General features: G+C 57.5%; 29 protein-coding genes. 24 read left to right on the top strand and 5 right to left on the bottom strand.

Features of this window, described 5'->3' with window-relative positions; genetic code table 11:
- Positions 1-13: 13 nt before the first annotated feature.
- The 4 genes from ACFPDR_RS01080 to ACFPDR_RS01065 all read right to left on the bottom strand — a co-directional run bounded on the left by ACFPDR_RS01080 (position 14) and on the right by ACFPDR_RS01065 (position 6,758).
- Positions 14-2,365, bottom strand: coding sequence for a type VI secretion system Vgr family protein (locus ACFPDR_RS01080; protein WP_254002396.1), 2,352 nt, complete (start codon positions 2,363-2,365; stop codon positions 14-16).
- A 2-nt stretch (positions 2,366-2,367) separates the two neighbouring features.
- Positions 2,368-2,964 (bottom strand): DUF3540 domain-containing protein, encoded by a 597-nt coding sequence (locus ACFPDR_RS01075; RefSeq protein WP_060185450.1) that lies wholly within the window; start codon positions 2,962-2,964, stop codon positions 2,368-2,370.
- Between the two features lie 226 nt (positions 2,965-3,190).
- Positions 3,191-4,384 (bottom strand): acetyl-CoA C-acyltransferase, encoded by a 1,194-nt coding sequence (locus ACFPDR_RS01070; protein WP_376910218.1) that lies wholly within the window; start codon positions 4,382-4,384, stop codon positions 3,191-3,193.
- A 19-nt stretch (positions 4,385-4,403) separates the two neighbouring features.
- Positions 4,404-6,758 carry a 3-hydroxyacyl-CoA dehydrogenase/enoyl-CoA hydratase family protein gene (locus ACFPDR_RS01065; RefSeq protein WP_230940576.1) on the bottom strand — a complete coding sequence of 785 codons (2,355 nt, stop codon included), beginning with the start codon at positions 6,756-6,758 and terminating at the stop codon, positions 4,404-4,406.
- A gap of 723 nt (positions 6,759-7,481) precedes the next feature.
- Here ACFPDR_RS01065 and ACFPDR_RS01060 point away from each other — a divergent pair.
- The 23 genes from ACFPDR_RS01060 to tatC all read left to right on the top strand — a co-directional run bounded on the left by ACFPDR_RS01060 (position 7,482) and on the right by tatC (position 23,470).
- Positions 7,482-8,057: a chromate transporter gene (locus tag ACFPDR_RS01060; RefSeq protein WP_060185452.1), complete on the top strand. Its 576-nt coding sequence runs from the start codon at positions 7,482-7,484 to the stop codon at positions 8,055-8,057.
- A complete protein-coding gene (locus tag ACFPDR_RS01055; RefSeq protein WP_021447240.1) occupies positions 8,054-8,584 on the top strand; it encodes a chromate transporter in 531 nt (176 codons plus the stop codon). The genes ACFPDR_RS01060 and ACFPDR_RS01055 overlap by 4 nt, the downstream gene beginning before the upstream one ends.
- Positions 8,585-8,770: 186 nt before the next feature.
- Entirely contained in the window at positions 8,771-9,595 is an 825-nt protein-coding gene (locus ACFPDR_RS01050; protein WP_009455504.1) for an ABC transporter ATP-binding protein, read from the top strand.
- Positions 9,592-10,377, top strand: a complete 786-nt coding sequence (gene mlaE, locus ACFPDR_RS01045; RefSeq protein WP_009455496.1) for a lipid asymmetry maintenance ABC transporter permease subunit MlaE — start codon at positions 9,592-9,594, stop codon at positions 10,375-10,377. The genes ACFPDR_RS01050 and mlaE overlap by 4 nt, the downstream gene beginning before the upstream one ends.
- A gap of 21 nt (positions 10,378-10,398) precedes the next feature.
- Positions 10,399-10,875 carry an outer membrane lipid asymmetry maintenance protein MlaD gene (mlaD, locus tag ACFPDR_RS01040; RefSeq protein WP_009455494.1) on the top strand — a complete coding sequence of 159 codons (477 nt, stop codon included), beginning with the start codon at positions 10,399-10,401 and terminating at the stop codon, positions 10,873-10,875.
- Between the two features lie 40 nt (positions 10,876-10,915).
- A complete protein-coding gene (locus ACFPDR_RS01035; RefSeq protein ID WP_088453146.1) occupies positions 10,916-11,695 on the top strand; it encodes a VacJ family lipoprotein in 780 nt (259 codons plus the stop codon).
- 38 nt (positions 11,696-11,733) lie between these two features.
- Positions 11,734-12,405, top strand: coding sequence for an MlaC/ttg2D family ABC transporter substrate-binding protein (locus tag ACFPDR_RS01030; protein ID WP_035269860.1), 672 nt, complete (start codon positions 11,734-11,736; stop codon positions 12,403-12,405).
- Positions 12,406-12,591: 186 nt separating this feature from the next.
- The gene (locus ACFPDR_RS01025) at positions 12,592-13,383 is read left to right on the top strand and encodes an ABC transporter ATP-binding protein (RefSeq protein ID WP_009455490.1); all 792 of its coding nucleotides are present in this window, start codon (positions 12,592-12,594) and stop codon (positions 13,381-13,383) included.
- Between the two features lie 95 nt (positions 13,384-13,478).
- The gene (locus tag ACFPDR_RS01020) at positions 13,479-14,237 is read left to right on the top strand and encodes an ABC transporter permease (protein WP_042486095.1); all 759 of its coding nucleotides are present in this window, start codon (positions 13,479-13,481) and stop codon (positions 14,235-14,237) included.
- A 4-nt stretch (positions 14,238-14,241) separates the two neighbouring features.
- Complete coding sequence (locus ACFPDR_RS01015; protein WP_009455487.1) at positions 14,242-14,490, top strand: BolA family protein; 249 nt, start codon at positions 14,242-14,244, stop codon at positions 14,488-14,490.
- Positions 14,483-15,745 (top strand): UDP-N-acetylglucosamine 1-carboxyvinyltransferase, encoded by a 1,263-nt coding sequence (gene murA, locus ACFPDR_RS01010; protein ID WP_060185453.1) that lies wholly within the window; start codon positions 14,483-14,485, stop codon positions 15,743-15,745. Before ACFPDR_RS01015 ends, murA begins: the two co-directional genes overlap by 8 nt.
- Complete coding sequence (gene hisG, locus ACFPDR_RS01005; RefSeq protein WP_009455485.1) at positions 15,742-16,416, top strand: ATP phosphoribosyltransferase; 675 nt, start codon at positions 15,742-15,744, stop codon at positions 16,414-16,416. The genes murA and hisG overlap by 4 nt, the downstream gene beginning before the upstream one ends.
- Before the next feature lie 129 nt (positions 16,417-16,545).
- Entirely contained in the window at positions 16,546-17,850 is a 1,305-nt protein-coding gene (gene hisD, locus ACFPDR_RS01000) for a histidinol dehydrogenase (RefSeq protein WP_376910213.1), read from the top strand.
- A 25-nt stretch (positions 17,851-17,875) separates the two neighbouring features.
- Complete coding sequence (gene hisB, locus ACFPDR_RS00995; protein ID WP_009455482.1) at positions 17,876-18,463, top strand: imidazoleglycerol-phosphate dehydratase HisB; 588 nt, start codon at positions 17,876-17,878, stop codon at positions 18,461-18,463.
- A 20-nt stretch (positions 18,464-18,483) separates the two neighbouring features.
- Positions 18,484-19,131 carry an imidazole glycerol phosphate synthase subunit HisH gene (gene hisH, locus ACFPDR_RS00990; protein WP_009455481.1) on the top strand — a complete coding sequence of 216 codons (648 nt, stop codon included), beginning with the start codon at positions 18,484-18,486 and terminating at the stop codon, positions 19,129-19,131.
- 77 nt (positions 19,132-19,208) lie between these two features.
- A complete protein-coding gene (gene hisA / locus ACFPDR_RS00985) occupies positions 19,209-19,949 on the top strand; it encodes a 1-(5-phosphoribosyl)-5-[(5-phosphoribosylamino)methylideneamino]imidazole-4-carboxamide isomerase (RefSeq protein WP_009455480.1) in 741 nt (246 codons plus the stop codon).
- Positions 19,946-20,737, top strand: a complete 792-nt coding sequence (hisF, locus tag ACFPDR_RS00980) for an imidazole glycerol phosphate synthase subunit HisF (RefSeq protein ID WP_035269852.1) — start codon at positions 19,946-19,948, stop codon at positions 20,735-20,737. The genes hisA and hisF overlap by 4 nt, the downstream gene beginning before the upstream one ends.
- Positions 20,737-21,141: a phosphoribosyl-AMP cyclohydrolase gene (gene hisI / locus ACFPDR_RS00975; protein WP_009455478.1), complete on the top strand. Its 405-nt coding sequence runs from the start codon at positions 20,737-20,739 to the stop codon at positions 21,139-21,141. Before hisF ends, hisI begins: the two co-directional genes overlap by 1 nt.
- Positions 21,138-21,491 (top strand): phosphoribosyl-ATP diphosphatase, encoded by a 354-nt coding sequence (locus tag ACFPDR_RS00970; protein ID WP_021447244.1) that lies wholly within the window; start codon positions 21,138-21,140, stop codon positions 21,489-21,491. The genes hisI and ACFPDR_RS00970 overlap by 4 nt, the downstream gene beginning before the upstream one ends.
- An 83-nt stretch (positions 21,492-21,574) precedes the next feature.
- On the top strand, positions 21,575-21,943 hold the full coding sequence (locus ACFPDR_RS00965; protein WP_026483636.1) for a histidine triad nucleotide-binding protein: 369 nt from the start codon (positions 21,575-21,577) through the stop codon (positions 21,941-21,943).
- 12 nt (positions 21,944-21,955) lie between these two features.
- A complete protein-coding gene (tatA, locus tag ACFPDR_RS00960; protein ID WP_021447245.1) occupies positions 21,956-22,189 on the top strand; it encodes a Sec-independent protein translocase subunit TatA in 234 nt (77 codons plus the stop codon).
- A 22-nt stretch (positions 22,190-22,211) separates the two neighbouring features.
- Positions 22,212-22,706, top strand: coding sequence for a Sec-independent protein translocase protein TatB (gene tatB / locus ACFPDR_RS00955; protein ID WP_115634545.1), 495 nt, complete (start codon positions 22,212-22,214; stop codon positions 22,704-22,706).
- Entirely contained in the window at positions 22,703-23,470 is a 768-nt protein-coding gene (tatC, locus tag ACFPDR_RS00950; RefSeq protein ID WP_009455473.1) for a twin-arginine translocase subunit TatC, read from the top strand. The genes tatB and tatC overlap by 4 nt, the downstream gene beginning before the upstream one ends.
- A gap of 279 nt (positions 23,471-23,749) precedes the next feature.
- Here the strand turns inward: tatC and ACFPDR_RS00945 are convergent, their stop codons facing one another.
- Positions 23,750-24,922 (bottom strand): S1C family serine protease, encoded by a 1,173-nt coding sequence (locus tag ACFPDR_RS00945; RefSeq protein ID WP_376910209.1) that lies wholly within the window; start codon positions 24,920-24,922, stop codon positions 23,750-23,752.
- Positions 24,923-24,947: 25 nt separating this feature from the next.
- Here ACFPDR_RS00945 and ACFPDR_RS00940 point away from each other — a divergent pair, with 25 nt between their 5' ends.
- Positions 24,948-25,724, top strand: a complete 777-nt coding sequence (locus tag ACFPDR_RS00940; protein ID WP_009455471.1) for a Nif3-like dinuclear metal center hexameric protein — start codon at positions 24,948-24,950, stop codon at positions 25,722-25,724.
- Positions 25,725-25,742: the final 18 nt, after the last annotated feature.

The following is a 25,742-nucleotide window of genomic DNA, read 5'->3' as shown; positions in this document are numbered from 1 at the left end:
GTCGCGGACGTCCTTAAAAAAAGATGTGCAAGCCGGACTTGGCCAAACGCAGAGCCGAACTGCCGACGCGCACCGCCTGCTTGCCCAGATACACCGCACTGGTCTTGATCGCGGCGTAGGCTTTCTCGTCCTTGAAGGCCGAGTGGTCCATCTTCATGACGGCAGCCTGGAAATTGACCAGATAGCCCTGTGCCCGAATACCCCAGGCATCCAGCGAGGAAATCGTGCCGTTCAGGCGGAACCCCGTCACTTTTTCGGTATGCGGAATCCACCATTTTTCAATACCTGTGACATTCACCTTCCAGCTAGGCGTGGTGATGTTCACGCCCGCTGCGGCGGTAATGTCCACAGGACCGGAAATGCTTTTGGTCAGATTGCCAGTCAGGGTGTCAGTGATATTGCCGGTGGTGGTCAGGTCCACATCACCTGTAATGGTTTCTTTGACATCGCCAGTCACGGTGTAATCCACCGCGCCGGTAATCGTGCGGGTGTAATCGCCGGTTTGGGTGGAGTTGCGAGTGCCGGTGATGGAATCCGTGACATCGCCCGTGACCGTATGAGTGACCTCGCCGGTGATGGTTCGGGTCAAATCGCCGGTCAAGGTGTCGGTGACATTGCCCGTCACGGTACGCGTCACATCACCGGTATGAGTTCGGGTCTGCTCGCCTTCTATGGTTTCAACCAGATCCCCGATGACCGTACGTACGACGCCGCTATTAAATGTCTCGGTTTCCAGATCCTGCACCGTTGTCGTGCGGGTTGCCATGACGCTCAAGGTGTCGTGGCCTGTGACCACAGTAGTCCGGTTACCGTCGACGGTATGGGTTTCATCACCCTCGACTTCCGTATCCAGATTGCGCTCAGCATGCAGCCAGATACGCTCCTGCCCGGCTCTGTCCTCGAACATGAAGGCGTTGGCGTTGCTGGGATCACCGTCTTTGGAACGGCTTAGAAAGCCGCTTTGTGTGGCATTGTCCGGAAGGTTCCAGGGCGGCATATTACTGGCGTTATACACACGACCGACGGCAATGGGCCGGTCCGGGTCACCCCCCAGAAAATCCACAATCACTTCGTCGCCCACTCGGGGCAGTTGAATGCCCCCAAAGCCGCCACCTGCCCACGGGCTGGAAACACGCAGCCAGCAGGAGCTGTTTTCATTGGCCTGCCCGTAGCGATCCCACAAAAACTGAACCTTGATGCGACCATATTGATCGGTCCACAGTTGCTCGCCACTCTTGCCCACCACCTTGGCGGTTTGCGGGCCGTAGGTACGCGGAATAGGTGTACGTCGCAACGGGCGATACGGCTGGCTGGACGGGATCACCAGAAAATCGATGAAGTAGTGGCTGGCCATGCCGCTCTCGCCGGTATGGCCTACATCCAGAAAGTCGTAATCGACCTGCGTCACCAGATAGTCGCGGTTGTCCTCGGGGCGCGGATGATTGCGTACGGACAGCAAATAACCCGGCGCGACACCACGCGCATTAGTCTGGGCTTGAGCCTGGCTACGTACTGCCTGCAAGGCTTCCAGCCGCAAGCGGGAGTAATGTTCACCATGTTGAGGCTCGGTGTAGCCACCCGCCCATTCGTAGACTTCCAGATCACCCAAGGCGTGTTCAGCCGGGTTGCTACGCGTGGCGTCCAGGCTGGCTCCCGGCTTGCAATAGTCGTAGTCAGCTGTCGCATAGCGACCCGGAGTGACTTGCTCATACGGGTGCCAGGCATGGATATGCTCAACATCGGGATGCGCTACCCGGTCGGGGGAAACAAAGGGTAGCTCAGAAAGCCAGGGCGCAGCCGCATGTTGACCCACATCGTCGGCCATCACCAAGGTATGGGCGCCATTACGATGCTCAAACCAGTAGTAAATCCCCTCGCGCTCCATCAAGCGGCTAACAAACTGAAAGTCGCTTTCCTGATACTGAACGCAATAGGTTTGACGCGGGTAGTCCTGCGTCAGGCGCGACTCCCAGGCAAAGGGGTAGCGGCCTAGCACGTCCTGCAAAACCTCGGGCACGGTCTTTTCCTGAAAGATCCGGCTGTCCATGTTCTGGCTCAAGAACCAGAGCCAGGGGCGCAAGGTGGCCCGATACGTGTAGAAGCGGTCGCTGCGGCCGGTTTTACCCATCAGGCGAAATGCGCTGATACGACCATCCAGAAAGCGCGGCACTGCAAAAGGTGTTTTGATTTCCAGGCTCAGGGACTCGCCCAGCAAGCTGCGCAAATCCAGCAAGGGGGTATTGCAGACCACATCCACCTGCAATTCAAAAGGCTGGGACAAGGCTTCCCGACCTTGCAGAGCCTGAAATAGCAAGACTTCCGGCCCGAGCGGGCTATGCACTTGTACAAGGCGTTCTGTCAGCATGCTTACCCCATATGGATTTGGTCAGCGTCGACTTTGACCAGCTCGCGCGCAGTCATCAAGGTATGGCGGGCATGCAAACGCATTTGATGCTGGGCCTGCACGTCCATGCGACCCCCACGCCAACGCTCTTCTTTTTCAGTCAGACGAAATACGTGATTGCACACTTGGGACAGGCGATCCGCCACGGTTTCCTGCACGCGCGACAAAATCCGCAGCGTGCCTGCGGTCAGGCTCATCTCCCGGCCAGACTGGCGCAAATGGCCACCTGCCTGCAAAGTCAGGTCCGCCTCGGACTGGATATGCACCCCACCCTGCGCCGCCTGCACATGCAAGCCCTGCTCGGCGATCAGATGCAAAGCCCCGCCCTCGGGTCGCTCCAGCACGGCGAACACATAGGCCTGCTCGCCATCGGCACCGCCTACCCAGACCTTGTCGCCCACTTGCGGCTGCACCAGGCAACTGACGGCCTGCGGCACAATCCAGCAGCGCTCGCCGCAGTCGACTTCAAACTGCCCCGACTCCAGACGAGCCTTGACCCGTCCCTGCCAGAACATGGGGGGAACGTGCAGGCTGGACACCATGCGCGAGGGCAATCCCATACATCCTCCGTGTGAGCTGTTCAACACAATGAAAAGGACTATGGCCCGAGCCCATGTCTACTCTATGACAACAACAAAACTTTACTTTTTTGACATTTAGCGGGTTTTAAGCAAATTTGCTTACACGTATTGTGCTATTGCCCACCGATGCGGGGGACGCCCCAATAAAAAAGCCGCCCGAAGGCGGCTTTGTCCAGCAACGATAGAAACAGCAGCAGATCGGAAATTATGTCCGCTCGAAAATCCCGGCGGCTCCCATGCCTGTACCGATACACATGGTAAGCATGCCGTATTTCAGCTGACGACGCTGCAAGGCATGAACCACGGTGGCGGCACGCATGGCACCAGTCGCACCCAGGGGGTGACCCATGGCAATAGCGCCACCCAGCGGATTGACGCGCTCGGGGTCCAGACCCAAATCACGAATCACCGCCAGAGATTGAGCAGCAAAGGCTTCGTTCAGCTCGATCCAGTCCATCTGGTCTTGCTTCAGGCCAGCCAAGGCCAGCGCATGAGGCACGGCCTCTTTAGGACCGATACCCATGATTGCTGGGGGCACACCACGGACCGAGAAAGTCACGAAGCGGGCCAGCGGGGTCAGATTGTGCTCACGCAAGGCACGTTCGGAAACAACCAGCAAGGCACCTGCCCCGTCCGAAGTCTGCGAGCTGTTGCCGGCCGTGACCGAGCCACGCGCAGCAAAGACGGGGCGCAGCTTGCCCAACACTTCCAGGCTGGTATCAGGGCGTGGACCCTCATCGCGATCAACCACTTGGGTTTTGACGGAGACTTCCTGCGTGCTCAGGTTGGGTTGACGACGTGTCACCGTCACAGGCAAAACTTCGCCCGTGAACTCGCCCGATTCCCACGCCTTGACGGCTTTCTGGTGTGAAGCCAGGGCAAACGCGTCCTGATCTTCACGGGAGACTTTCCACTGACGCGCTACTTCTTCAGCGGTCAGACCCATGCCGTAAGCGATCCCGTAGTTCTCGTCCGAAGTGAAAATCTCGGGGCTGAACGTGGTATTCACGCCCATCACCGGCACCTGACTCATGGATTCCACACCCGAAGCCACGATAATGTCTGCCTGGCCCGTACGGATACGGTCAGCAGCAATCGCAATGGCGCTCAAACCCGAGGCGCAGAAGCGGTTGACGGTCATCCCGGCCACGGTATGCGGCAGGCCTGCCAGCAAGGCAGAAATACGCGCAACGTTAAAACCTTGCGGGCCTTCAGGCAGGGCGCAACCAGCCACTACTTCTTCAATGGCGGCAGGGTCCAGTTTGGGCACATCGGCCAGCATGCCGCGAATGGCTTCCGCCAAGAGTTCGTCAGGACGGTAGGACGAAAACACACCGCGAGGCGCTTTTCCAATGGGCGTACGCTTGGCAGCGACGATATAAGCTTGTTGTACAGTCATGTCTACTCCTTGATCCGCTCTAGTTACGCACTGGCTTGCCAGTGGTCAGCATCCCAGTAATACGTTCCTGGGTCTTGGGGGAATTGAGCAGCTCCAGGAAGGCCTGCCGCTCTTGCGCCATCATCCAGGCTTCATCCACCAGCGAGCCTGGATCCACATCGCCCCCGCAGATCACGGTTACGACCTTCTCGGCAATATGGAAGTCATATTCCGAGATGAAACCACCTTCTTTCATGTTCACCAGTTGAGCTTTCAACGTGGCAATGCCATCGCGACCGGCAACCGGGAAGCGACGTGGCAATGGAGCACGCCAACCGGCGCTGGCCAGAGCCTGTGCCTGACGAACGGCCACATAAACCAGTTCCTGACGGTTCATGACGATGGTGTCGGACTCTTTCAGGAAGCCAAGCTGACGCGCATCCAGAGCGGAGCGCGACACTTGTGCGCTGGCGATAGCCAGAGCAAAACGCTTCAGGTAGGCCAGCAACGGGGCATCAGGTGCACCCATGGCTTGCAGTTCAGCCGAGCGACGAGCCGAGTAAGCCAGACCACCTGCGCCTGGAACCAGACCCACACCCACTTCAACCAGACCAATGTAGGACTCGAAGTGAGCGACGCGGTGCGCGCAATGAACAGCCAGTTCGCAACCACCACCCAGAGCCAGACCGGCAACCGCAGCCACCACAGGCACCTGGGCGTAACGGATACGCAGAACCATGTCCTGCATGGCGCGCTCTACCGGCTCAACACCGGCCACGCCTTCTTTCTCGAACACGGGCAAAATGGCTTTCAGGTCAGCGCCTGCGGAGAATGGATCACCATCCTGGGCCACCACCAGAGCCTGATACGAGGCTTCAGCCAGCTCAATCGCCTTGAACATGCCATTGACCACACCAGGGCTCAGCGTGTGCATCTTGGTCTTGAAGGACACGATCAGCACGTCTTGTGGGTGCGGTGCGGGCAGCGTCCAGCAGCGTACCGACTCATCTTCGAAAACCGTGGTGGTTTCCAGAGACTCGACCTCGCCCACCAGCAAAGGTGTGCCAATGTGGCGCAGGTAAACAGGCAGATCGCTACGGCCTTCAAAGCGGCTTTGCGACGGATTCCAGGAACCGGCAGCGGTATGCACGCCTTGCGCTTCCCACACAGGACCACGAGTCGCCCAGTCTGGCAGCGCCTGGCTGCTCAGTGTCTTGCCGTCTTGAATGTCCTGGTTGATCCATTCGGCCACCTGACGCCATCCGGCAGCCTGCCAGATCTCGAACGGGCCTTGCTTGTGACCAAAGCCCCATTTCAAGGCCAGATCCAGCTGACGGGCGTTGTCGGCAATGTCTTGCAGATGAATGGCACTGTAGTGGAAGGTATCGCGCAGTACGGCCCACACGAATTGAGCCTGAGGCTTGTCGGACTCGCGCAGCTGGCGCAGGCGCTCAGCCGGGTCACGTACAGCCAGAATGGCGGCGACATCAGGATCGATTTTCTGGTCAGCAGCCACGTAATCGCGCTGTTGAGCATCGAAACGCTGGATTTCACGGCCCTTCTTGCGGAAGAAACCGGCACCGGTCTTTTGACCCAAAGCACCTGCATCAATCAGGCCCTGCACTTCTGGTGGCAGGCCAAAGTGTGCTTTGAAGCTGTCATCGGGCAGCTGATCCTGCATGGTGCGGATCACGTGTGCCAGAGTGTCCAGGCCAACCACGTCAGCGGTACGGTAAGTACCCGATTTGGCTCGACCCAGACGTGTACCCGTCAATTCATCAACCTGCTCGTAAGTCAGGGAGAAACGACGAGCCTGCTCGAACACGGACAGAATGCCAAAAACACCAATGCGGTTACCGATGAAATTGGGGGTATCTTTGGCGCGAACCACGCCCTTGCCCAGTTGCGATACCAGGAAGGTTTCCAGAACATCCAGCAGCTCTGGCTGGGTGTATTTCGTGGGGATCAGCTCCACCAGGCTCATGTAGCGTGGCGGATTAAAAAAGTGCACACCGCAAAAACGTGGGCGCAGCGCTTCCGGCAAAACATCTGCCAGGGAAGTGATGGACAGGCCGGACGTGTTGCTGGCGATGATGGCATTAGGGTTCAGTGCTGGCCCGATCTTGCGGTACAGATCCTGTTTCCAGTCCAGACGCTCGGCAATGGCTTCGATCACCAGATCGCAATCGGCCAGACGGTCCAGATTGTCGTCGTAGTTGGCGGGCTCGATCAGGTCGGCCAGGTCTGGCGTACCCAAAGGAGCGGGATTCATTTTGCGCAGATTGGCAATGGCACGCAGGGCGATGCCATTTTTGGGCCCCTCGCGGGCGGGCAGATCAAACAGAACTACTGGTATGCCTGCATTCACGCAATGGGCGGCAATTTGCGCGCCCATGACGCCGGCACCGCACACGGCGACCCGACGCAAGGTACGGGCACTGCCCGTCACTGCACTGGCTGAACTAGATGTCATAGGTTTGTCTCCAGGAAACTGAAACCCCACGCAGCATAAGGTCCCAAACGGACGCTCTACGATGCGAGGCAATCGAATAATCGTACACGCACAACCGCTTTTACGACCATAAAGTCTTTTTTATTTTCAATCAAAGATGGGTATAGATCAAATCCATCTTCATGAAACTGTCCATGTTTGGATCCGGATCGGGCTGATCAGTCGCGCCAGCAAGCCACCATAAATTCAAACGATCGTTTCAATCTCTTTTATTTCAACAGATTGAACCCATAAAAAGCTCATTACACCCTTCATTAGCCGCCGGAAGCACCCGTCCCCTCAAGCGGGCATCACACATGGTTTCAAGTTAGTTTTTTAATTCTTTTCTTATTTATTTCAATTCATTTTTTATTTAATTTTTGCACCTACTTTAATTAATTTTTATCTTTAAATATTTCAAACAAATAAGCAGCGCTTGGGGGTAGAAAAAAATTTGAACGACCGCTGCCCGAAGGCCGTTTTCTTGCCAATAAAGGCCACGCCGCACCCCCAGCAAGAAGGACCAGGCCGCCCCCCGAGCGCACAAGAGGGCAAAAACGGCTTAATTTGTATGCCAGAATGTTCAAACCTCCACTTTTAACGAGCCCTATCCGCCTTGATTGCTCTATGACCCGGTCTCAAGAAGCTGCCCCTTTATCCTTAAGCGCTCTATTTCTGATCTTTGCCCGCATTGGCCTGACCAGCTTTGGTGGGGGCTTGAGTGGCTGGTTAATGCGTGAGTTTGTTGTTCAGCGGCGCCTGATGAGCCAGGCAGATTTTCTTAGCGGTCTGGCGCTGTCCCAAGCACTGCCCGGCATCAATGTGGTGAACCTCTCTATATGGATTGGTTATCGTCTGCTGGCCGGGCCTGGGGCGTTAGTTGCCACGCTGGGCATGGTGCTTCCCCCGCTACTGCTGGCCATTTTGATGCTGATTGGTCTGGAACAACTGACGGGCTCTACCCTGGTGCCTCAAGTCATGGCCGGAATTGCCGCCGCCGCTATTGGCCTGTCTCTTGAAATGGGCGTACGCTCGGCGCGCAGCGCCGCCACCGGAATCGTGCCCATTGCCCTCATGTTGGCCGTTTTTGTCGGCATTTTCGTCATGGAATGGAGCCTGATCCCCGTTATTCTGATCTGTGCACCGCTGTCCGTCTGGTATGCTTGGCTGCAACTTGGAGACAAAGCGGTGGAGCAATCATGATCACGGTTTTGCTCCAGCTCATGCGCGTCTTTGCGCCCCTGTCTTTTCTGACCATAGGGGGCGGGCAAAGCATCATCCCGGAGATTCACCGGCAATCGGTAGAAATCCATGGCTGGCTCAGCAATCAGGAATTTCTGGATCTGTTCGCCCTGTCGCGCCTGACACCCGGCCCGAAATCCTTGCTTGTCACCCTGGTGGGCTGGAAGGCGGCTGGCTGGGCCGGTGCCCTGGCCGCATCCGTCGCCATTTTCCTGCCCTCTGCCCTGCTGATCTATTACCTGGCAACAATCTGGAAGCGCTATGAAGGCACACGCATCATCCGCGCCATTGAAATTGGTCTGCTGCCCATCGCCGCCGGCATGATCCTGGCCGCCAGCGGCACAATTCTGAAAGCGGCCCAAGGCGGACTGTGGGCCTGGGGCACGGCTCTGGCCTGTACAGCCATTTTGCTGCTAAGTCGCATCAACCCTTTATGGTTGCTGGCAGGCGGCGGATTGCTGTTCGCCTTGATACAACCCGCTATCTAAAACAAATTCGACACAAAAAAGGGCGACTTCACCACCAAAGCCGGTTTGAAGTAAGTGGCTGTATCAAGAGCCACAAAATGGCTCATAAAAGCGCCACGATCCCGCCCCCATCGCGCGCAAGACATTGAGACGCCAGAGCTGCAAGCGGTACAATGGCAGGTCCTTTTATCCCCTTTTGCCCGCGACATGGTTGTAAATACTGACCGAGCCGTACTAAATCTGGACTCCGCCTCGCTGGGCTACGGTGCCTTTACCGTGCTCGCGGACGTGTCCATGACCGTTCAGAAAGGTCAGGTCGTCGCCATGATGGGGGGGTCAGGTTCCGGAAAAACAACACTTCTGCGTGCTGCGACCGGACAAATTCGTGCTCAGAAAGGGACTGTTACGGTTTTTGGCCAGGACTTGGCCAAGCTGGACGGCGAGGCTCTGCGCCAGACGCGTCAACGCATGGGTGTGCTGTTTCAGCAGGGTGCCCTGTTTACTGACCTGAACGTGTTTGAAAACGTGGCGTTTCCCCTGCGGGAGCTGACAAACGACTCCGAAGCCGCCATTCAGGACCGTGTACTGGACAAGCTGGACGCCGTTGGCCTGCGCGCGGCTGCCCATTTGGGCATCAATGAAATTTCCGGCGGTATGGCCCGCCGAGTTGCCCTGGCCCGTGCCATTGTGCTGGAGCCCGAGCTGATTCTGTACGACGAACCCTTTGCCGGCCTGGACCCTATTTCCATGGGCATTACCGCGCAGCTGATTCGCGACCTGACCGACCGCCTGAACTGCGCTTCAGTATTGATTACGCACGATGTGGCCGAATCCTTTGCGATTGCCGACCAGGTTTATATTGTTGGCCAGGGACGTTTGCTGACCCAGGGCACGCCCACCGAGCTGCGCGCTTCCAAGGATCCTTACGTGCAGCAGTTCCTGCGTGGTGAACCCGACGGCCCTATCGCCTTTAACTATCCCGTCACCCCGGCTTTTGAAGCCTGGCTCCAGAATCGGACGACGCGCTCATGAATTTCATCACCGCCCCGATTAGCGCGCTAGGCGCTGCGATACGCAATAGCATCTACGGCCTGGGTGCCTTCAGCCGCCTGTTCGTGGCCTTGCTGGCCCGGTCTTCCCTGCTGTGGCGTCGCCCCCGTCTGGTTTCCCAGCAAATCCACTTTATTGGCAACTATTCGCTGCTGATCATTGCCGTTTCCGGGCTGTTCGTGGGTTTTGTGCTGGGCTTGCAAGGTTATTACACACTGAACCGCTATGGTTCCGAAGAGGCCTTGGGCCTGCTGGTCGCCCTGTCTCTGGTACGTGAACTGGGGCCGGTCGTCACCGCCCTGCTGTTTGCAGGCCGAGCCGGGACATCATTAACCGCCGAAATCGGCTTGATGAAAGCCGGTGAACAGATTGCCGCCATGGAAGTCATGGCGGTGGACCCCTTGCGCCGCCTGCTGGTACCGCGCTTTTGGGGTGGCATTATTGCCATGCCCATTCTGGCCGCCGTGTTCTCCATGGTCGGCATTCTGGGCGGCTATGTCGTCGGCGTGCAGATGATCGGCATTGATGCGGGCGCCTTCTGGTCGCAAATGCAAAACGGTGTCGATGTGATTGATGACGTACTCAACGGAGTGATCAAAAGCCTGGTGTTTGGCCTGATCGTGACCTTGATTGCGCTATATATGGGCTGGCATGCCAAGGCCACGCCCGAAGGCGTTTCTCGCGCGACCACACGCACGGTCGTCAGCGGCGCTTTGGCGGTATTGGGCACGGACTTCCTGCTCACCGCCCTTATGTTCAGTTAACTATTTAGGAATTGCTCAGCTATGAATCGCGAGAAAACCGATTTCTGGGTTGGCCTGTTTGTTTTGCTGGGGCTGGTCGCACTGGCATTCCTGGCCCTGCGTGCGGGTAACCTCAGTTCTTTTTCCTTTGCCAAGACCTACCAGGTATCGGCCAAGTTCGATAATCTGGGTGGCCTGAAACCACGCGCTCCCATCAAGGCCAGCGGTGTGGTCGTTGGCCGGGTTGGCTCCATTGGTTTTGACAACCAGGACTTCAAAGCCGTGGTCACCCTGGATATGGACGAGCACTACAAGTTTCCTGTCGACACCTCGGCCTCCATCCTGACGTCAGGCCTGCTGGGCGAACAGTACATTGGCCTGACTGCGGGTGGCGACGACAAGGACCTGCAAGGTGGCAGCACCATTACCTATACTCAAAGCGCGGTTGTGCTGGAAGAACTGATCAGCAAGTTCCTCTACAACACGGCCTCCAAGGACGGCGGCTCCAAATCGGAGTAAGCAAACCCGCCCGTTCATGCTCATTACAGACGACACAACCATGAATACAACAACTTGCCGCTCTTACTCCCTGCCTCGTGGAGTCCGTTTGAGCCTGATCGGTGCCAGTGCTGCGCTTGTGGCCGGTTGCGCCAGTGTGCCCAACCCCAACCCCCAGGACCCCTGGGAAGGCATGAACCGTGGCATCTACGCCTTTAACGAAACCGTGGACGGCGCGCTGATCAAACCGATTGCAGAAGGCTACAACGCCCTGACGCCGCAGCCTGCACGCACATGTATTAGTAACATTTTCAACAACCTGGGCGATGCCTGGTCGGCCGTCAACAGCTTCCTGCAAGGCGAACACGTCGACTTCTTCAACACCCTGGGTCGCGTCCTGTTCAACTCGACCATGGGCCTGGGCGGTTGTATTGACGTTGCCACCATGAACGGCTCCAAGCGCATCCCCAACGACTTTGGTGTGACGCTGGGCGTATGGGGCGTCAAATCTGGCCCTTACGTGGTTCTGCCCTTCTTTGGCCCCAGCACCGTTCGCGACGGTGTGGCACGTGGCACCAGCTTCCTGGAAGGCTTCTCCTCCACGGGTCCGATCATGGCGATCAAGGATGTACCGGTACGCAACAGCATCCTGGGTTTGTGGGCCTTGGATGCCCGTGCTGGCGTGCTGGATGCAGAAAAACTTGTTAACGACATCGCCCTTGACCGCTACAGCTTCATACGCGACGCTTACCTGCAACGACGCCATGCGATGGTGCAAGCCCGCCGCACCGGTGGCGACACCAGCCAGGACCTGCCTGACTACTCGGACGCAGACGAATAAAAACGCGCTGCCCGCAGAACATTCTTCTGGAGTTTTTTATGATTTCCCGTCCCGCCTTGGGCGGGACTGCTTTGCAGTCCTCCCCCTCTCGCCTGATTTCCTGGATCCTGACCGTCTGTGCGGCCCTGGCTCTGTGTTTGCACGCCGTCGCAGCCCAGGCACAAGTTGCAGATCCCAAAGGGGAGCCCAACAAGTTTGTTGAATCGGTCGGTAATCAAGCATTGCAAGTGGTCAAGGAAAGCGACGCCATCCGCAAGGGTGACCGCGCTGCCATTCTGGCTGCCGTGAACGAAAACATCATGCCCTACGTGAACCTGGAAAAGACGACACGTCTGTCCGCTGGCCGCTACTGGCGTCAAGCCAGCCCCGAACAGCGTCAGAAGCTGGTCGAAGCGTTCAAGGGCACCTTGGTGCGTACCTACAGCGGGGCCTTGTCCCGCGTGGATGACAAGACACAGCTGACCATCCTGCCGTTCCGTGGCGATGCCAATGCAGACGACGTGGTGGTGCGCTCCTCGCTGACTCAGTCCAACGGTGGCCCGGTTGGCGTGGATTACCGTCTGGAAAAAACACCTGAAGGCTGGAAAATCTACGACTTGAACGTGGAAGGCATCTGGCTGATTCAAAACTACCGCAACCAGTTTGCCCAGCAAATTGAGCAAGGTGGCATTGATGGCCTGATTCAGGCGCTGAACAAGCAAAACAGCTAAGACAGGCCGTGGCAAGCACGGGCGCTTTGGTCGGGCATTCTTAAGCAGACCAGAGTCGTACTCTATAATAAAGAGCCTGATCACCCCCAAACAGGTCTACGCCCATGCGTAGGCCTGTTTAGTTAACAAAGACGCTACAGCGACGACTTACACCGCCACACCCGCGTCAGGCCAACCCAAATTGCCATGTCCGCCTTCAAACTCGATAACGTCAGTAAACGCTTCGCTCCCCAAAGCCGGGGACTCAAAAGCCTGTTTTCCCCTCCCCGTTCCGATGCCGGTTTTCTGGCCGTCGATCAGGTCAGCCTGACTATCGAACATGGTGAATTTTTCGGCTTGCTCGGCCCTAACGGCGCCGGCAAAACAACCCTGATTTCCATGTTGGCCGGCCTGACCCGTCCCACCAGCGGCCAGGTCAGTGTCTGTGGTTACGATGTGCGCACCCAGTATCAAAAAGCCCGCCAATCGCTGGGCGTGGTGCCACAGGAAATTGTTTACGATCCCTTTTTCACCGTCCGTGAAACCTTGCGTCTGCAATCGGGCTACTTTGGCCTGAAAAACAATGACGACTGGATCGACGAGATTCTGGCCAATCTTGCCCTGAGCGACAAGGCCGATGTGAACATGCGCGCCTTGTCCGGCGGCATGAAGCGCCGCGTTCTGGTCGCCCAAGCGCTGGTGCACCGCCCCCCTGTCATTATTCTGGATGAACCCACTGCCGGTGTGGACGTGGACCTGCGCCGCACGCTGTGGGAGTTCATCATTCGCCTGAATCAACAAGGTCACACCATCTTGCTGACCACCCACTATCTGGAAGAAGCCCAGGCCCTCTGTGGTCGCCTGGCCATGCTTAAAAGTGGCAAGATCGTCGCCCTGGATACCACGCAAGCCATTATGGAGCGCGCAGGCGGCCACGATCTGGAGGATGCATTTGTGCGCATCATGCACAACGAAGGAAAAATGGGAGTCGCACTGTGAACCAGAACCATTCTCCCAAACACTGGGGCGTGCCTCAAAACACGGACGCCCCCGCTGCCAAGATCGGCACCCTGAGCCTGCCCCCTCAGCCCAAGATGGGCTCGGGCTTTCCTACGCTGCTGCGCAAAGAGCTGATGCGTTTCTGGAAAGTGGGCTTTCAGACCATTGCTGCGCCCGTACTGACGGCGCTGATGTATTTGCTGATTTTCGCCCACGTGCTGGAAGGCCGCGTCACGGTATACGACTCCGTGCCCTACACCGCCTTCCTGATTCCGGGCCTGATGATGATGAGCATGTTGCAAAACGCTTTTGCGAACCCGTCCTCATCACTGATTCAAAGCCGCATCACTGGCAATCTGGTCTTTATCCTGCTGCCACCGCTGTCGCACCGCGAGATTTTCGCCGCCTATCTGCTGGCGTCCATCGCCCGCGGTGTCTGTGTGGGCCTCTGTGTGTGGCTGGTGTCGCTGTTCTTCGTGTCCCTGCCTGTGGCCAAGCCCTTATGGGTATTGGTGTTTGCCGTCATGTCTTGCGGCATCATGGGCACCTTGGGTCTGATCGCCGGACTGTGGTCTGAGAAGTTTGACCAACTGGCCGCGTTCCAGAACTTTCTGATCATGCCTGCAACGTTCCTGTCGGGCGTGTTCTATTCGATTCATAGCCTGCCGCCGTTTTGGCAAACTGTTTCACACTGGAACCCGTTGCTCTATACCATTGACGGGTTCCGCTACGGTTTTTTTGCCGCCTCGGATATTTCTCCCTGGTTCAGCCTGACCGTTGTCGCCAGCGTCTTTGTTGCGCTGTGTCTGATTTCGCTACGCCTGCTTGCCTCAGGCTATAAATTACGGAATTGATTTCATGTTGCCGACCCCCGAACAAGTTCACCAATACATTGCCGACAACCTGCCCTGTGAACACTTGCAAGTGCAAGGCGATGGTTCGCACTTTGAGGCCCTGATCGTCAGCACCGCCTTTGAAGGCAAACGCCTGATTGCGCGTCACCAACTGGTTTACAAAGCCCTGGGCGACCGGATGAAAGCCGAAATCCACGCCCTGTCCATGCGCACGCTTACCCCCGACGAATACAAGGCCAATCCGAATGGATAAATTACGCATCACGGGCGGACAACGCCTGAATGGCGAGATCACCGTCTCTGGCGCCAAAAACGCCGCCCTGCCCATTCTGTGCGCCAGTCTGCTGACTGCCGACACGGTGTACCTGGACAATGTGCCGCGTCTGCGTGACATCGACACCACCCTGAAGCTGTTGGGGCAGTTGGGTGTCACCCAGGAGCGCAATGGCACGCTGGAGCTGAATGCAGGCAACATCACCAATCTGGAAGCGCCCTACGAACTGGTGAAAACCATGCGCGCCTCCATTCTGGTACTGGGCCCCCTGCTGGCCCGCTTTGGCGAGGCCCGCGTCAGCCTGCCCGGTGGATGCGCCATTGGTCAGCGCCCTGTAGATCAGCACATCAAGGGTCTGGCGGCCATGGGTGCAGAAATCCATGTCGAGCACGGTTTTGTGAATGCGCGCGCCAAACGCTTGCGCGGTGCCGTGGTGCGCACGGATATGGTGACGGTGACCGGCACCGAAAACCTGATGATGGCCGCCGTTCTGGCTGAAGGCCAAACCATTCTGGAAAACGCAGCCCGCGAACCGGAAATTATTGATCTGGCCGAGCTGCTGATCAAAATGGGTGCCAAAATCCAGGGCCACGGTACCGACCGTATCGTCATTGACGGTGTCGAACGCCTGCACGGTGCCAAACACACCATCTGCCCCGACCGTATTGAAGCCGGTACGTTCCTGTGCGCCGTTGCCGCTACCGGTGGCGAACTGACCTTGCGCAATACCGATGCTGACGCCATGGGCGCCACGCTGGACAAACTGCGCGAAGCCGGACTGCAGATTGAAACCGGCTCGGACTGGATCAAGGCCAGCATGAATGGTCGCCCCAAGGCGGTCAGCTTCCGTACCAGCGAATACCCCGGCTTCCCCACGGACATGCAGGCTCAATTGATGGCACTGAACACCATTGCCGACGGCACCGCCTCGGTCGTGGAAACCATCTTTGAAAATCGCTACATGCACGTACAGGAACTGAACCGACTGGGTGCACAGATCGATATCGAAGGCCATATGGCCGTCGTTACCGGCGCTCCTTACCTGACTGGCGCCACCGTCATGGCAACCGACCTGCGTGCGTCGGCCAGCCTGGTCATTGCAGGCCTGGCGGCTCGGGGTGACACTACCGTCGAACGCATCTACCATCTGGACCGTGGCTACGACCGCATGGAAGCCAAGCTTCAAGCCGTAGGCGCCAACATCGAGCGAATCAGCAGCAAGGAAACCCAATGAGTCCCGCCGGTTTAAATCAACCTCTGACGCTGGCCTTGTCCAAAGGCCGGATTTTTGACGAAACCCTGCCCTTGCTGGAAGAGGCAGGCATCAAGGTGCTGGAAAGCCCCGAGACGTCGCGCAAACTGATCCTGCCCACCAATAACCCGGACCTGCGTCTGATTATTGTGCGTGCCACCGACGTGCCAACCTACGTGCAATACGGTGCCGCCCATATCGGGATTGCCGGCAAGGATGTGCTGTACGAGCACATGGAACAGCACCCCGGCGGTCTGTACCAGCCCGTGGACCTGAACATTGCCCGTTGCCGCCTGTGTGTGGCCGTGGCCGAAGGCTTTGACTACCATTCGGCCGTCAAGCAAGGTTCGCGCCTGCGTATCGCCACCAAATACACCCGCGCTGCCCGCGAGCACTTCGCCAGCAAAGGCGTATATGTGGACTTGATCAAGCTGTATGGCTCCATGGAACTGGCTCCGCTGGTCGGTCTGGCCGACGCCATTGTGGACCTGGTCTCCAGCGGCGGCACCTTGCGTGCCAACAAGCTGGTGGAAGTGGAAGACATCACCCCCATTTCCTCGCGTTTGATCGTCAATCAGGCTGCCATGAAGAACCGTGGTGCCCAGTTGCAACCCCTGATCGACGCTTTCTCTCGCGCTTCGGTAGACGAGTAAAACTTCCCCTGCCACGGGCGGGGGATAAACAGCCTGACAATCCTGCTTGCGCAAAAGGCGCAGACCGCCTTTTGCCTAAGCGAAATGTTATACACTGGCCCTTGAACCTTAGCTTTTTCCTATAGCGACATGTCACTGATCCATCGCCTGACCTCCCAATCCGCCCAGTTCGATGCCGAACTGCGCACTCTACTGGCTTACGAAGCGTCCGAAGACGCGTCTATCGAGCACGCTTGTGCCGAAATTCTGCATCGTATCCAGCATGAGGGGGACACGGCCTTATTGGATTACACCCAGCGCTTTGACCGACTGGCTGTTGAACAGGCCTCGGCACTGGAAATCTCCAAAGAAGAACTGTTTGCGGCTCTGGACAGCCTGCCTGCCAATCAGCGCAAGGCACTGGAACAGGCCGCCGAGCGTGTGCGTCGTTACCACGAGCATCAGCGCACTGAAACCTGGACCTACACGGAAGCCGATGGCACCGTGCTGGGGCAGCAAGTTACCCCCTTGGACCGTGTGGGACTGTATGTCCCCGGTGGCAAGGCCGCTTACCCCTCCTCGGTTCTGATGAACGCCATTCCTGCCAAAGTGGCTGGTGTTCCAGAACTGATCATGGTCACGCCTACACCCGATGGCGTGCGCAACCCCATCGTGCTGGCGGCTGCCGCCCTGGGCGGTGTCGATCGCGTGTTCACTATTGGTGGCGCGCAGGCTGTAGGCGCTTTGGCTTACGGTACGGACACCATCCCGCCGGTAGACAAGATTGTCGGCCCCGGCAACGCCTATGTCGCCGCTGCCAAACGCCGCGTCTTTGGCGTCGTTGGCATCGACATGATTGCCGGCCCCTCCGAAATCCTGATCATCAGCGACGGCAGTGCTCCTGCTGACTGGGTGGCGATGGACCTGTTCTCCCAGGCTGAACACGACGAGCTGGCCCAGGCCATCTTGCTGTGTCCCGATGCGGACTTCCTGGACCAGGTTGAAGCGGCCATCGAACGTCTGCTCCCCACCATGCCACGCGCGGACATCATCCGTCGCAGCCTGTCTGGTCGCGGTGCCCTGATCCACGTCCGCGATCTGGACGAGGCCTGTAAGATCAGCAACCATATCGCGCCGGAACACCTGGAAGTCTCTACCCGTAACGCCCAGGACTTGTTGGGCAAAATCCGCCATGCTGGCGCCATTTTCCTGGGCCCCTACAGTTCCGAATCGCTGGGCGATTACTGTGCCGGGCCTAACCATGTCCTGCCGACGGCACGCACTGCGCGTTTCTCGTCACCTTTGGGCGTCTACGATTTCCAGAAACGCAGCAGCATTATTCAGGTTTCAGAATCAGGCGCCCAAACATTGGGACCCATAGCTGCTACGCTGGCACAAGGCGAGGGCCTGTACGCCCACGCTGCCAGCGCGCAATTCCGATTGAACCAATCCTGATACCGGCCTTGCCGCCGGCACTGATATGCGTACCGCCGAGATTACCCGCAATACCAATGAAACCCGCATCCGCGTGGCCGTTAACCTGGACGGCACCGGCCGTCACTCGCTCAACAGCGGCGTGCCCTTTCTGGACCACATGCTGGACCAGATCGCCCGCCATGGTCTGATTGACCTGGACGTGCACTGTGAAGGCGACACCCACATTGATGATCACCACACTGTCGAGGATATCGGCATTGCGCTGGGCCAGGCTTTTGCCAAGGCCGTAGGCAGCAAAGCCGGTCTGCGCCGCTACGGCCATGCCTATGTGCCCTTGGACGAGTCGCTGTCGCGCGTAGTGGTGGACTTCTCCGGTCGCCCCGGCCTGTTTTATTTTGTGCCCTTTACCCGCGCACGAATCGGCCAGTTCGATGTAGACTTGGCACGCGAGTTTTTCCAGGGTTTTGTCAATCACGCCCTGGTTTCTATGCACATCGATAACCTGCGCGGCGAAAACGCACACCACCAGTGCGAAACCGTGTTCAAAGCCTTTGGCCGAGCATTGCGTATGGCTCTGGAGCTGGACCCACGTAGCGAAGGCGTGGTGCCTTCGACCAAAGGGGTTCTGTAAACGTCCTTCGGACACACATCGTGACCACTATCGCTATTGTCGATTACGGTTCGGGCAACATTTTCTCGGTTGCCCGAGCACTGCATGCCGCCGCACCTGATGCGCGCATCGTTCTTGCTCAAACCCCTCAAGCCATTCTGGATGCGGACCGGGTTGTCTTACCCGGCCAGGGTGCCATGCCCGATTGCATGGCCCACCTGGACCAATCCGGTTTGCGCGATGCCTTGCTGACAGCCGCCCGCAACAAGCCCCTATTGGGCATCTGCGTAGGCGAACAAATGCTGTTCGATTCCAGTCAGGAAGGCAATGTCCCCTGTTTAGGTCTGATTCCCGGCCAAGTGCGCCGTTTTGAGGGCCCGAACTACAAAAGCAGCGACCACGCCTCCGGCCCCGGGCTGAAAGTGCCCCATATTGGCTGGAACCGCGTACACCAGACTCAGGATCATCCCTTATGGGCTGGCATTGAGGATGGCGCGTTCTTTTACTTTGTTCATAGCTACTTTGTCGATCCGCTGCATATAGATCAAACTTGTGGTTCGACGCACTATGGCCAACGCTTTACCTCGGCGATAGCAAACGCTAATATTTTTGCGTTGCAATGCCATCCTGAGAAAAGCGCAGACAACGGCCTGCAACTGTTCCGGAATTTCGCCAACTGGAAGCCATGATTTTTCAAGCAAGCTTCCCGGCGTTGTTCTGACTTTTTCCGACCCAGTATTTCTTACGTTTTTTACGGCTAAAGACCATGCTTTTGATTCCCGCCATCGACCTCAAAGACGGGCGTTGTGTGCGCCTTCGCCAGGGTGACCTGGACGATGCCACTATTTTCTCGGATGATCCGGCCAAAATAGCAACACAATGGCTGGAACAAGGGGCCCGGCGCCTGCATCTGGTGGACCTGAACGGCGCTTTTGCCGGTAAGCCCAAGAACAGCGAAGCCATCAAATCCATTATTGCTGCCATCGACGGTGAAATTCCCGTACAGATCGGCGGTGGTATCCGCGACCTGGATACCATCGAGCGCTACCTGGACGCTGGCATGAGCTATGTCATTATTGGCACTGCCGCTGTCAAAAGCCCTGGTTTCCTGCAAGACGCCTGCAGCGCCTTTCCTGGCAACATCATTGTTGGCCTGGATGCCCGTGACGGCAAAATCGCCACCGACGGCTGGAGCAAGCTGACCCGCCACGACGTACTGGATCTGGCCAAGAAATTTGAAGACTACGGCTGCGAGTCCATTATCTACACCGATATTGGCCGCGACGGCATGCTGACTGGCGTGAACATCGAAGCCACCGTCAAGCTGTCCCAGCACGTGAAGATTCCCGTCATCGCCTCCGGCGGTGTCACCAACCTGAAAGACATCGAAGACCTGTGTGCCGTAGAGCACGAAGGTATCGAAGGTGTGATTTTGGGTCGCAGCATTTACGAAGGCACCCTGAATTTTGCCGAGGCGCAAACCTTCGCTGACGAGTACCAGGCATGAGCCAGGACGTCACCAACGAATTAGCCTGCCGCATCATTCCTTGTCTGGACGTGACCGCTGGCCGTGTGGTCAAAGGCATCAACTTTGTGGATCTGGTCGATGCCGGAGACCCGGTCGAGATCGCCCGCAAGTACAACGACCAGGGTGCCGACGAACTGACCTTCCTGGACATTACGGCCACCTCGGACAACCGTGATCTGATCTTGCCCATCATCGAACAGGTGGCCAGTCAGATTTTCATCCCCCTGACAGTGGGCGGTGGTGTGCGCGAAGTGGCCGACATCCAGCGCCTGCTCAATGCAGGTGCGGACAAGGTGTCCATTAACAGCGCCGCCATCAGCAACCCCGACCTGGTGCGTGCTGCCAGCGATCACCATGGCAAGCAATGCATGGTCGTCGCCATTGATGCACGCCGTGTCAGTGCTGAAAACGAAGCCCCCCGCTGGGAAGTCTTTACCCACGGCGGTCGTCGTGGAACCGGCCTGGACGTGGTGGAATGGGCAGCTCGCATGGCCGAATACGGCGCCGGCGAACTGCTGCTGACCAGCATGGACCGCGACGGCACCAAATCCGGCTTTGATCTGGAACTGACTCGTGCCGTGTCCGAGGCGGTTTCCGTTCCCGTTATCGCCTCTGGTGGAGTGGGCGGCCTGCAAGACCTGGCCGATGGCGTGATCAAGGGCGGCGCCAGTGCCGTACTGGCCGCCAGCATCTTCCACTACGGTCAACACACTATTGCCGAAGCCAAGGATTTCATGGCTGCGCAAGGTATTCAGGTGCGACGCTAATGGCTGACTTACCGGCCTGGCTGGCTGAAATCCGCTTTGATGAACAAGGCTTGATCCCCGCGATTGCGCAGGACCAGGCCACGGGCAAAATCTTGATGGTCGCCTGGATGAACCAGGAGTCCCTGCAAGAGACCGTCAGCACCGGCCGCGCCGTGTACTGGTCGCGTTCCCGCCAGCGCCTGTGGCGCAAGGGCGAGGAATCCGGCCACGTGCAGCATGTCAGTGACTTGCGCCTGGACTGTGATGGCGACGTTATTTTGCTTAGCGTGGAGCAGGTTGGCCAGATCGCCTGTCATACGGGTCGTGAAAGCTGCTTTTATCGCCAGCTGCAAGGCCAGAGCGATCAGGCACAATGGGTGGCGGTTGACCCCGTCCTGAAAGACCCGGAGCATATTTACCGATGAGCGAACAACCTACTGTCGAGACCATCCTCGATCATCTTGGCCGCACCCTGAAGTCCCGCCTGCCTGCACAAGGCGGGGACCCATCCTCTTCCTACGCCGCCAAGCTGCTGGCCAAGGGACCGGATGCATTCCTGAAGAAAATCGGGGAAGAAGCGACCGAGCTGGTCATGGCTGCCAAGGATGAAGAACGCGAGCGCATCGTCTACGAAACGGCAGACCTGTGGTTTCATAGCCTGGTGGCCCTGACTTACTACGGTCTGGAGCCCCGCGATGTCCTGACAGAACTGCTGCGTCGCGAAGGTACATCAGGCCTGGAAGAAAAAGCTTCGCGCCCTAAGGACCAGGTGTAATTCTGTCATTTAGACGCGCTACACTGTCCTGATACCTAGATTTTCGGCACTTGCCCAGCAAGTGCTTCGCTACCGAGGTTGCTATGAGCGAGAACTGTCTGTTTTGTAAAATTGCTGCCGATCAGATCCCGTCCAAAAAAGTGTACGAGGACGAGGACTTTCTGGCATTTCACGACATCAACCCAGCTGCACCTATCCATATCCTGGTAATCCCCAAGAAACACGTCGTGTCCATGCAGGACGTATCGGGCCAGGATAGCGAATGGTTGGGTAAAATGATGGCTTTGGCACCTTCCCTGGCCGCAAAGGCTGGTTGTCGCCCCGGCCCTGAAGGCGGTTTCCGCATTGTCATCAACAACGGTTTGGATGGCGGGCAGGAAATCAACCATTTACACATGCACATCTTGGGCGGTGAGCGCCCATGGCAACAACGCGCAGCCATGGCTGCTTAAGGGAGATACATTATGGGTAGCTTTAGCATTTGGCACTGGCTGATCGTTCTGGTCATCGTTGCCCTGGTTTTCGGCACCAAGAAACTGCGTAATATCGGCTCGGATCTGGGCGGTGCAGTCAAAGGTTTCAAAGAAGGCATGAAAGACGTGGGTGAAGAAGAAAAAACACCCGAAACCGTCAGCCAACGCGCTGCCGATCCTCAAACGATCGACGTGCAGGCCAAGGAAAAATCCGATCGCGCCTGATCCCCTTCTTGTGTGAGTCTGAATGTTTGATGTCAGCTTTAGCGAACTGCTCCTGATTGGAGTGGTTGCCCTGATCGTCATCGGTCCCGAACGTCTTCCTAAAGTAGCGCGCACCGTCGGCCATTTGCTTGGCCGCGCGCAGCGCTACGTTAACGAGGTCAAGACCGATATCCAACGCGAAATCAATCTGGATGAGGTGAACAAGCTCAAAGACCAGATGGAGGACGCCGCGCGCTCGGTGCGCAGTTCGGTCGAGGACACGGGCAAAAGCATCAGCCAGCCTCTGACAGAAGCCCGCGACACCCTGCAAAACGCGTCGGAGTCCGCACGCAAGGCCTTCTCGGATACCGCCGAGAGCGTCAAGGCGAGCCCCGACGCCACCCCCGCGAAAGAATCGGCTGCCAGTCAGCCCGATACGGATGCAGCCGCCCAGCCAGCGCCCAGTGCGCCAGCCAGTGACGACGCTCCCCGTCCTACGGATGCTCCCGCCCAACCCTCTAAAGGACCGACGGCATGAGCACCGAAGCGCCTCAAGAAGATACCTTCATCTCCCACCTGGTCGAGCTGCGTACACGCCTGCTACGCGCGGTGATTGCCGTGGTCGGGATTTTTATCGTGCTGTTTACGTATCCTGGCGCTTCGGCCATTTATGATGTGCTGGCCCAGCCCATGATGAGCTCTCTGCCCGAGGGTACGCGCATGATTGCCACCGGGGTGATTACCCCCTTCATGGTGCCGGTCAAAGTCACCTTGATGGCATCGTTCGTATTGGCCTTGCCTATCGTGCTCTACCAGGCATGGGCCTTTATTGCGCCAGGTTTGTACAACCACGAAAAGAAGCTGGCTCTGCCGCTGATCATGACCAGCACCTTGCTGTTCATTGCCGGCATGGCGTTTTGTTATTTCGTGGTGTTCCGCACCGTGTTTCACTTCATCGCCTCGTTTGCCCCGCAATCGATTACACCAGCACCGGACATCGAAGCCTATCTGGGCTTTGTCATGACCATGTTCCTGGCCTTTGGCATTACCTTTGAAGTGCCTATCGCCGTGATTTTGCTGGTGAAAACAGGCGTTGTAACGGTAGCCAAACTGCGCGAAATCCGTGGTTATGTAATTGTGGGCGCGTTTGTGATCGCCGCTATCGTGACCCCGCCCGATGTGGTCAGCCAGATCTTGTTGGCCGCCCCGCTATGCCTGCTTTATGAATTAGGGATTCTGGCCGCCAGCCTGATCAAGAAACGGGAAGCGGAAAACAGCGAAGGCCGCGAGCTGGATCTGTAAAACGATCAAAGCAACACCTATTTGTACGCGTCACATGGCGTGCCGACCCAAAAATGGCTCTCTTGCCTTGCTCCAAAAGGAGTAGCCCAGAGAGCCATTTTTTTTTAGATACCTTGCCAAGCCTTCGCGCCACTACGATCTGCAAAACAGCGTAGCCAAATGCAAATCGCCTGACCACACAAGCATCAACACACTACAAGAGCCTGTACGGCCTGCAAGGCCATGAACGCATCTCTACGCTCTTTCAGTGAACTCCAGCGAAGAGGGAAGCTGCTGGCCCTATTTGCGCACCTGAGGTCGCATACCGACCTTGACGGGAACGTCCAGCTCCTTGCCATCGCGCAATACGCTTAATGTCACGGTCTGCCCGGGTTGCACTGGGCCAATCTGATTGAGCAGGCCAATTGAATCGGCCACTTGTTGACCATTCAAGCGCAACACAATATCGCCCACCTGCAAATGCGCCTCGGCAGCCGGGCCGTGACGTTGCACACTGGCAATAATCACACCTGCATCACTCTTTAGTTTGAAAGACTTGATCAGGTCCGGAGTAATGTCCTGTGGCTCCAGGCCCAGCCAGCCGCGTGTCACTTCACCATTACGGATAATTTCGTTCATGATGGCCAGCGCAGTCGAGGACGGAATGGCAAAACCGATACCCAGCGAACCGCCTGTTTCGGAATAAATAGCGGTATTGATTCCCACCAGACGGCCAACCGCATCCACCAGAGCCCCACCCGAGTTGCCGGGATTAATGGCGGCATCGGTCTGAATAAAGTTTTCGTAAATATTGATGCCCAGGCGATTGCGTCCCAAGCCGGAGACAATGCCCATCGTCGTGGTCTGACCCACTCCGAAAGGATTGCCAATGGCCAGCACCACATCGCCCACCTGCAATTGATCCTGTTCCTGGGTCTGAATCACAGCCAGCTTGGGCAGATCCACTTTCAGCACGGCCAGATCGCTTTCAGGGTCCGAGCCAATCAGACGCGCCTTGGCCTGACGTCCATCCGATAATGCCACCTCGATGGCATCGGCCGCTTCAATCACGTGGTAATTGGTCAGGATATAACCCTGCTCGTGTACGATCACGCCCGAACCCAGGTTGATTGTGGAGCGGCGACCCATCAAGCCGGGCAGTTCGCGAAACAGGCGCTGCAGATCAGGATCTTCCAGCAAGGGGGAATTGCCTTCCAAATGCTTGCTGGTGTACACATTAACGACCGCCGGCGCGGCGCTAGTGACAGCCGAGGCATAAGACAGCGGGCCATCCTGCTCCATAGCAGGCGCGGGGATCAGGGACGGAACCGGTGCAGGCAAAACCACCGTATTCGTGGAGCGGACGGGAGCCTCGGGCGCGCCCACCCACTGCGGTCGCAGCGTCACTACAATAAAAAAGCCCGCCAGACAAATTGTCACCGCTTGAGCAAACACTAGCCACAATCGACGCATAGCACTCTTTCAGATAAGGATTTCCATGACTCAGGTTTCAACAGCCGAACTGGCCAGCTGGCTCAATAGCACCTTGGATGTCGCCCGTTTCAAGGACTATTGTCCCAATGGGCTTCAGGTCGAAGGCAAGCCCTATATTGGCAAACTCGTCACCGGCGTGACGGCCTCGCTGGCACTGATTGATGCCGCTATTGCCCGCCAGGCGGACGCAATTTTGGTGCACCACGGCTGGTTCTGGAAAAACGAAAACCCGTGCATTGTAGGCGCCCGAAAAACTCGTATCGAACGCGTCCTGACGCATCAGCTTAACCTCTTGGGCTATCACCTGCCCCTGGACGCTCACCCTGTCCTGGGCAATAACGCCCAGTTGGCTCGCCAGTTAGGCATCGAGGTGCTGCGCGACGCAGACGGCGTGGCACAAACCTGTGGTCCGGATGGACTGGTCTGGCTGGGTGAACTGCCAACCCCAGTTTCACTGGAAACATTCAGCCTGACAGTTTGCAATAATTTACAACGGCAGCCACTGGTTGTTGGCGATTTACAACGGAAAATCCGCCGAATAGCCTGGTGCACAGGAGGGGCACAGGGCTTTATTGATAGCGCCATCGCCGCGCAGGCCGATCTTTACATCAGCGGCGAGGCTTCGGAGCAGACATTTCACAGTGCACAGGAAAACAACATTGCCTTCATGGCAGCCGGCCATCATGCAACCGAACGCTATGGGGCCAAGGCTTTGGGCGAAGAAATCGCTCGCCAGTTTGGCATAGAAGTGGAGTTCATCGATCTGGACAACCCGATCTGATTTCATCAAAAACCCGCA

Origin of the sequence: Alcaligenes sp. GCM10023179 (genome assembly GCF_042653705.1) — a bacterium.
Lineage (GTDB): Bacteria > Pseudomonadota > Gammaproteobacteria > Burkholderiales > Burkholderiaceae_B > Alcaligenes > Alcaligenes phenolicus.
The sequence above is the reverse complement of the archived record's forward strand: the minus strand, read 5'-3'. Positions and strand labels throughout refer to the sequence as shown.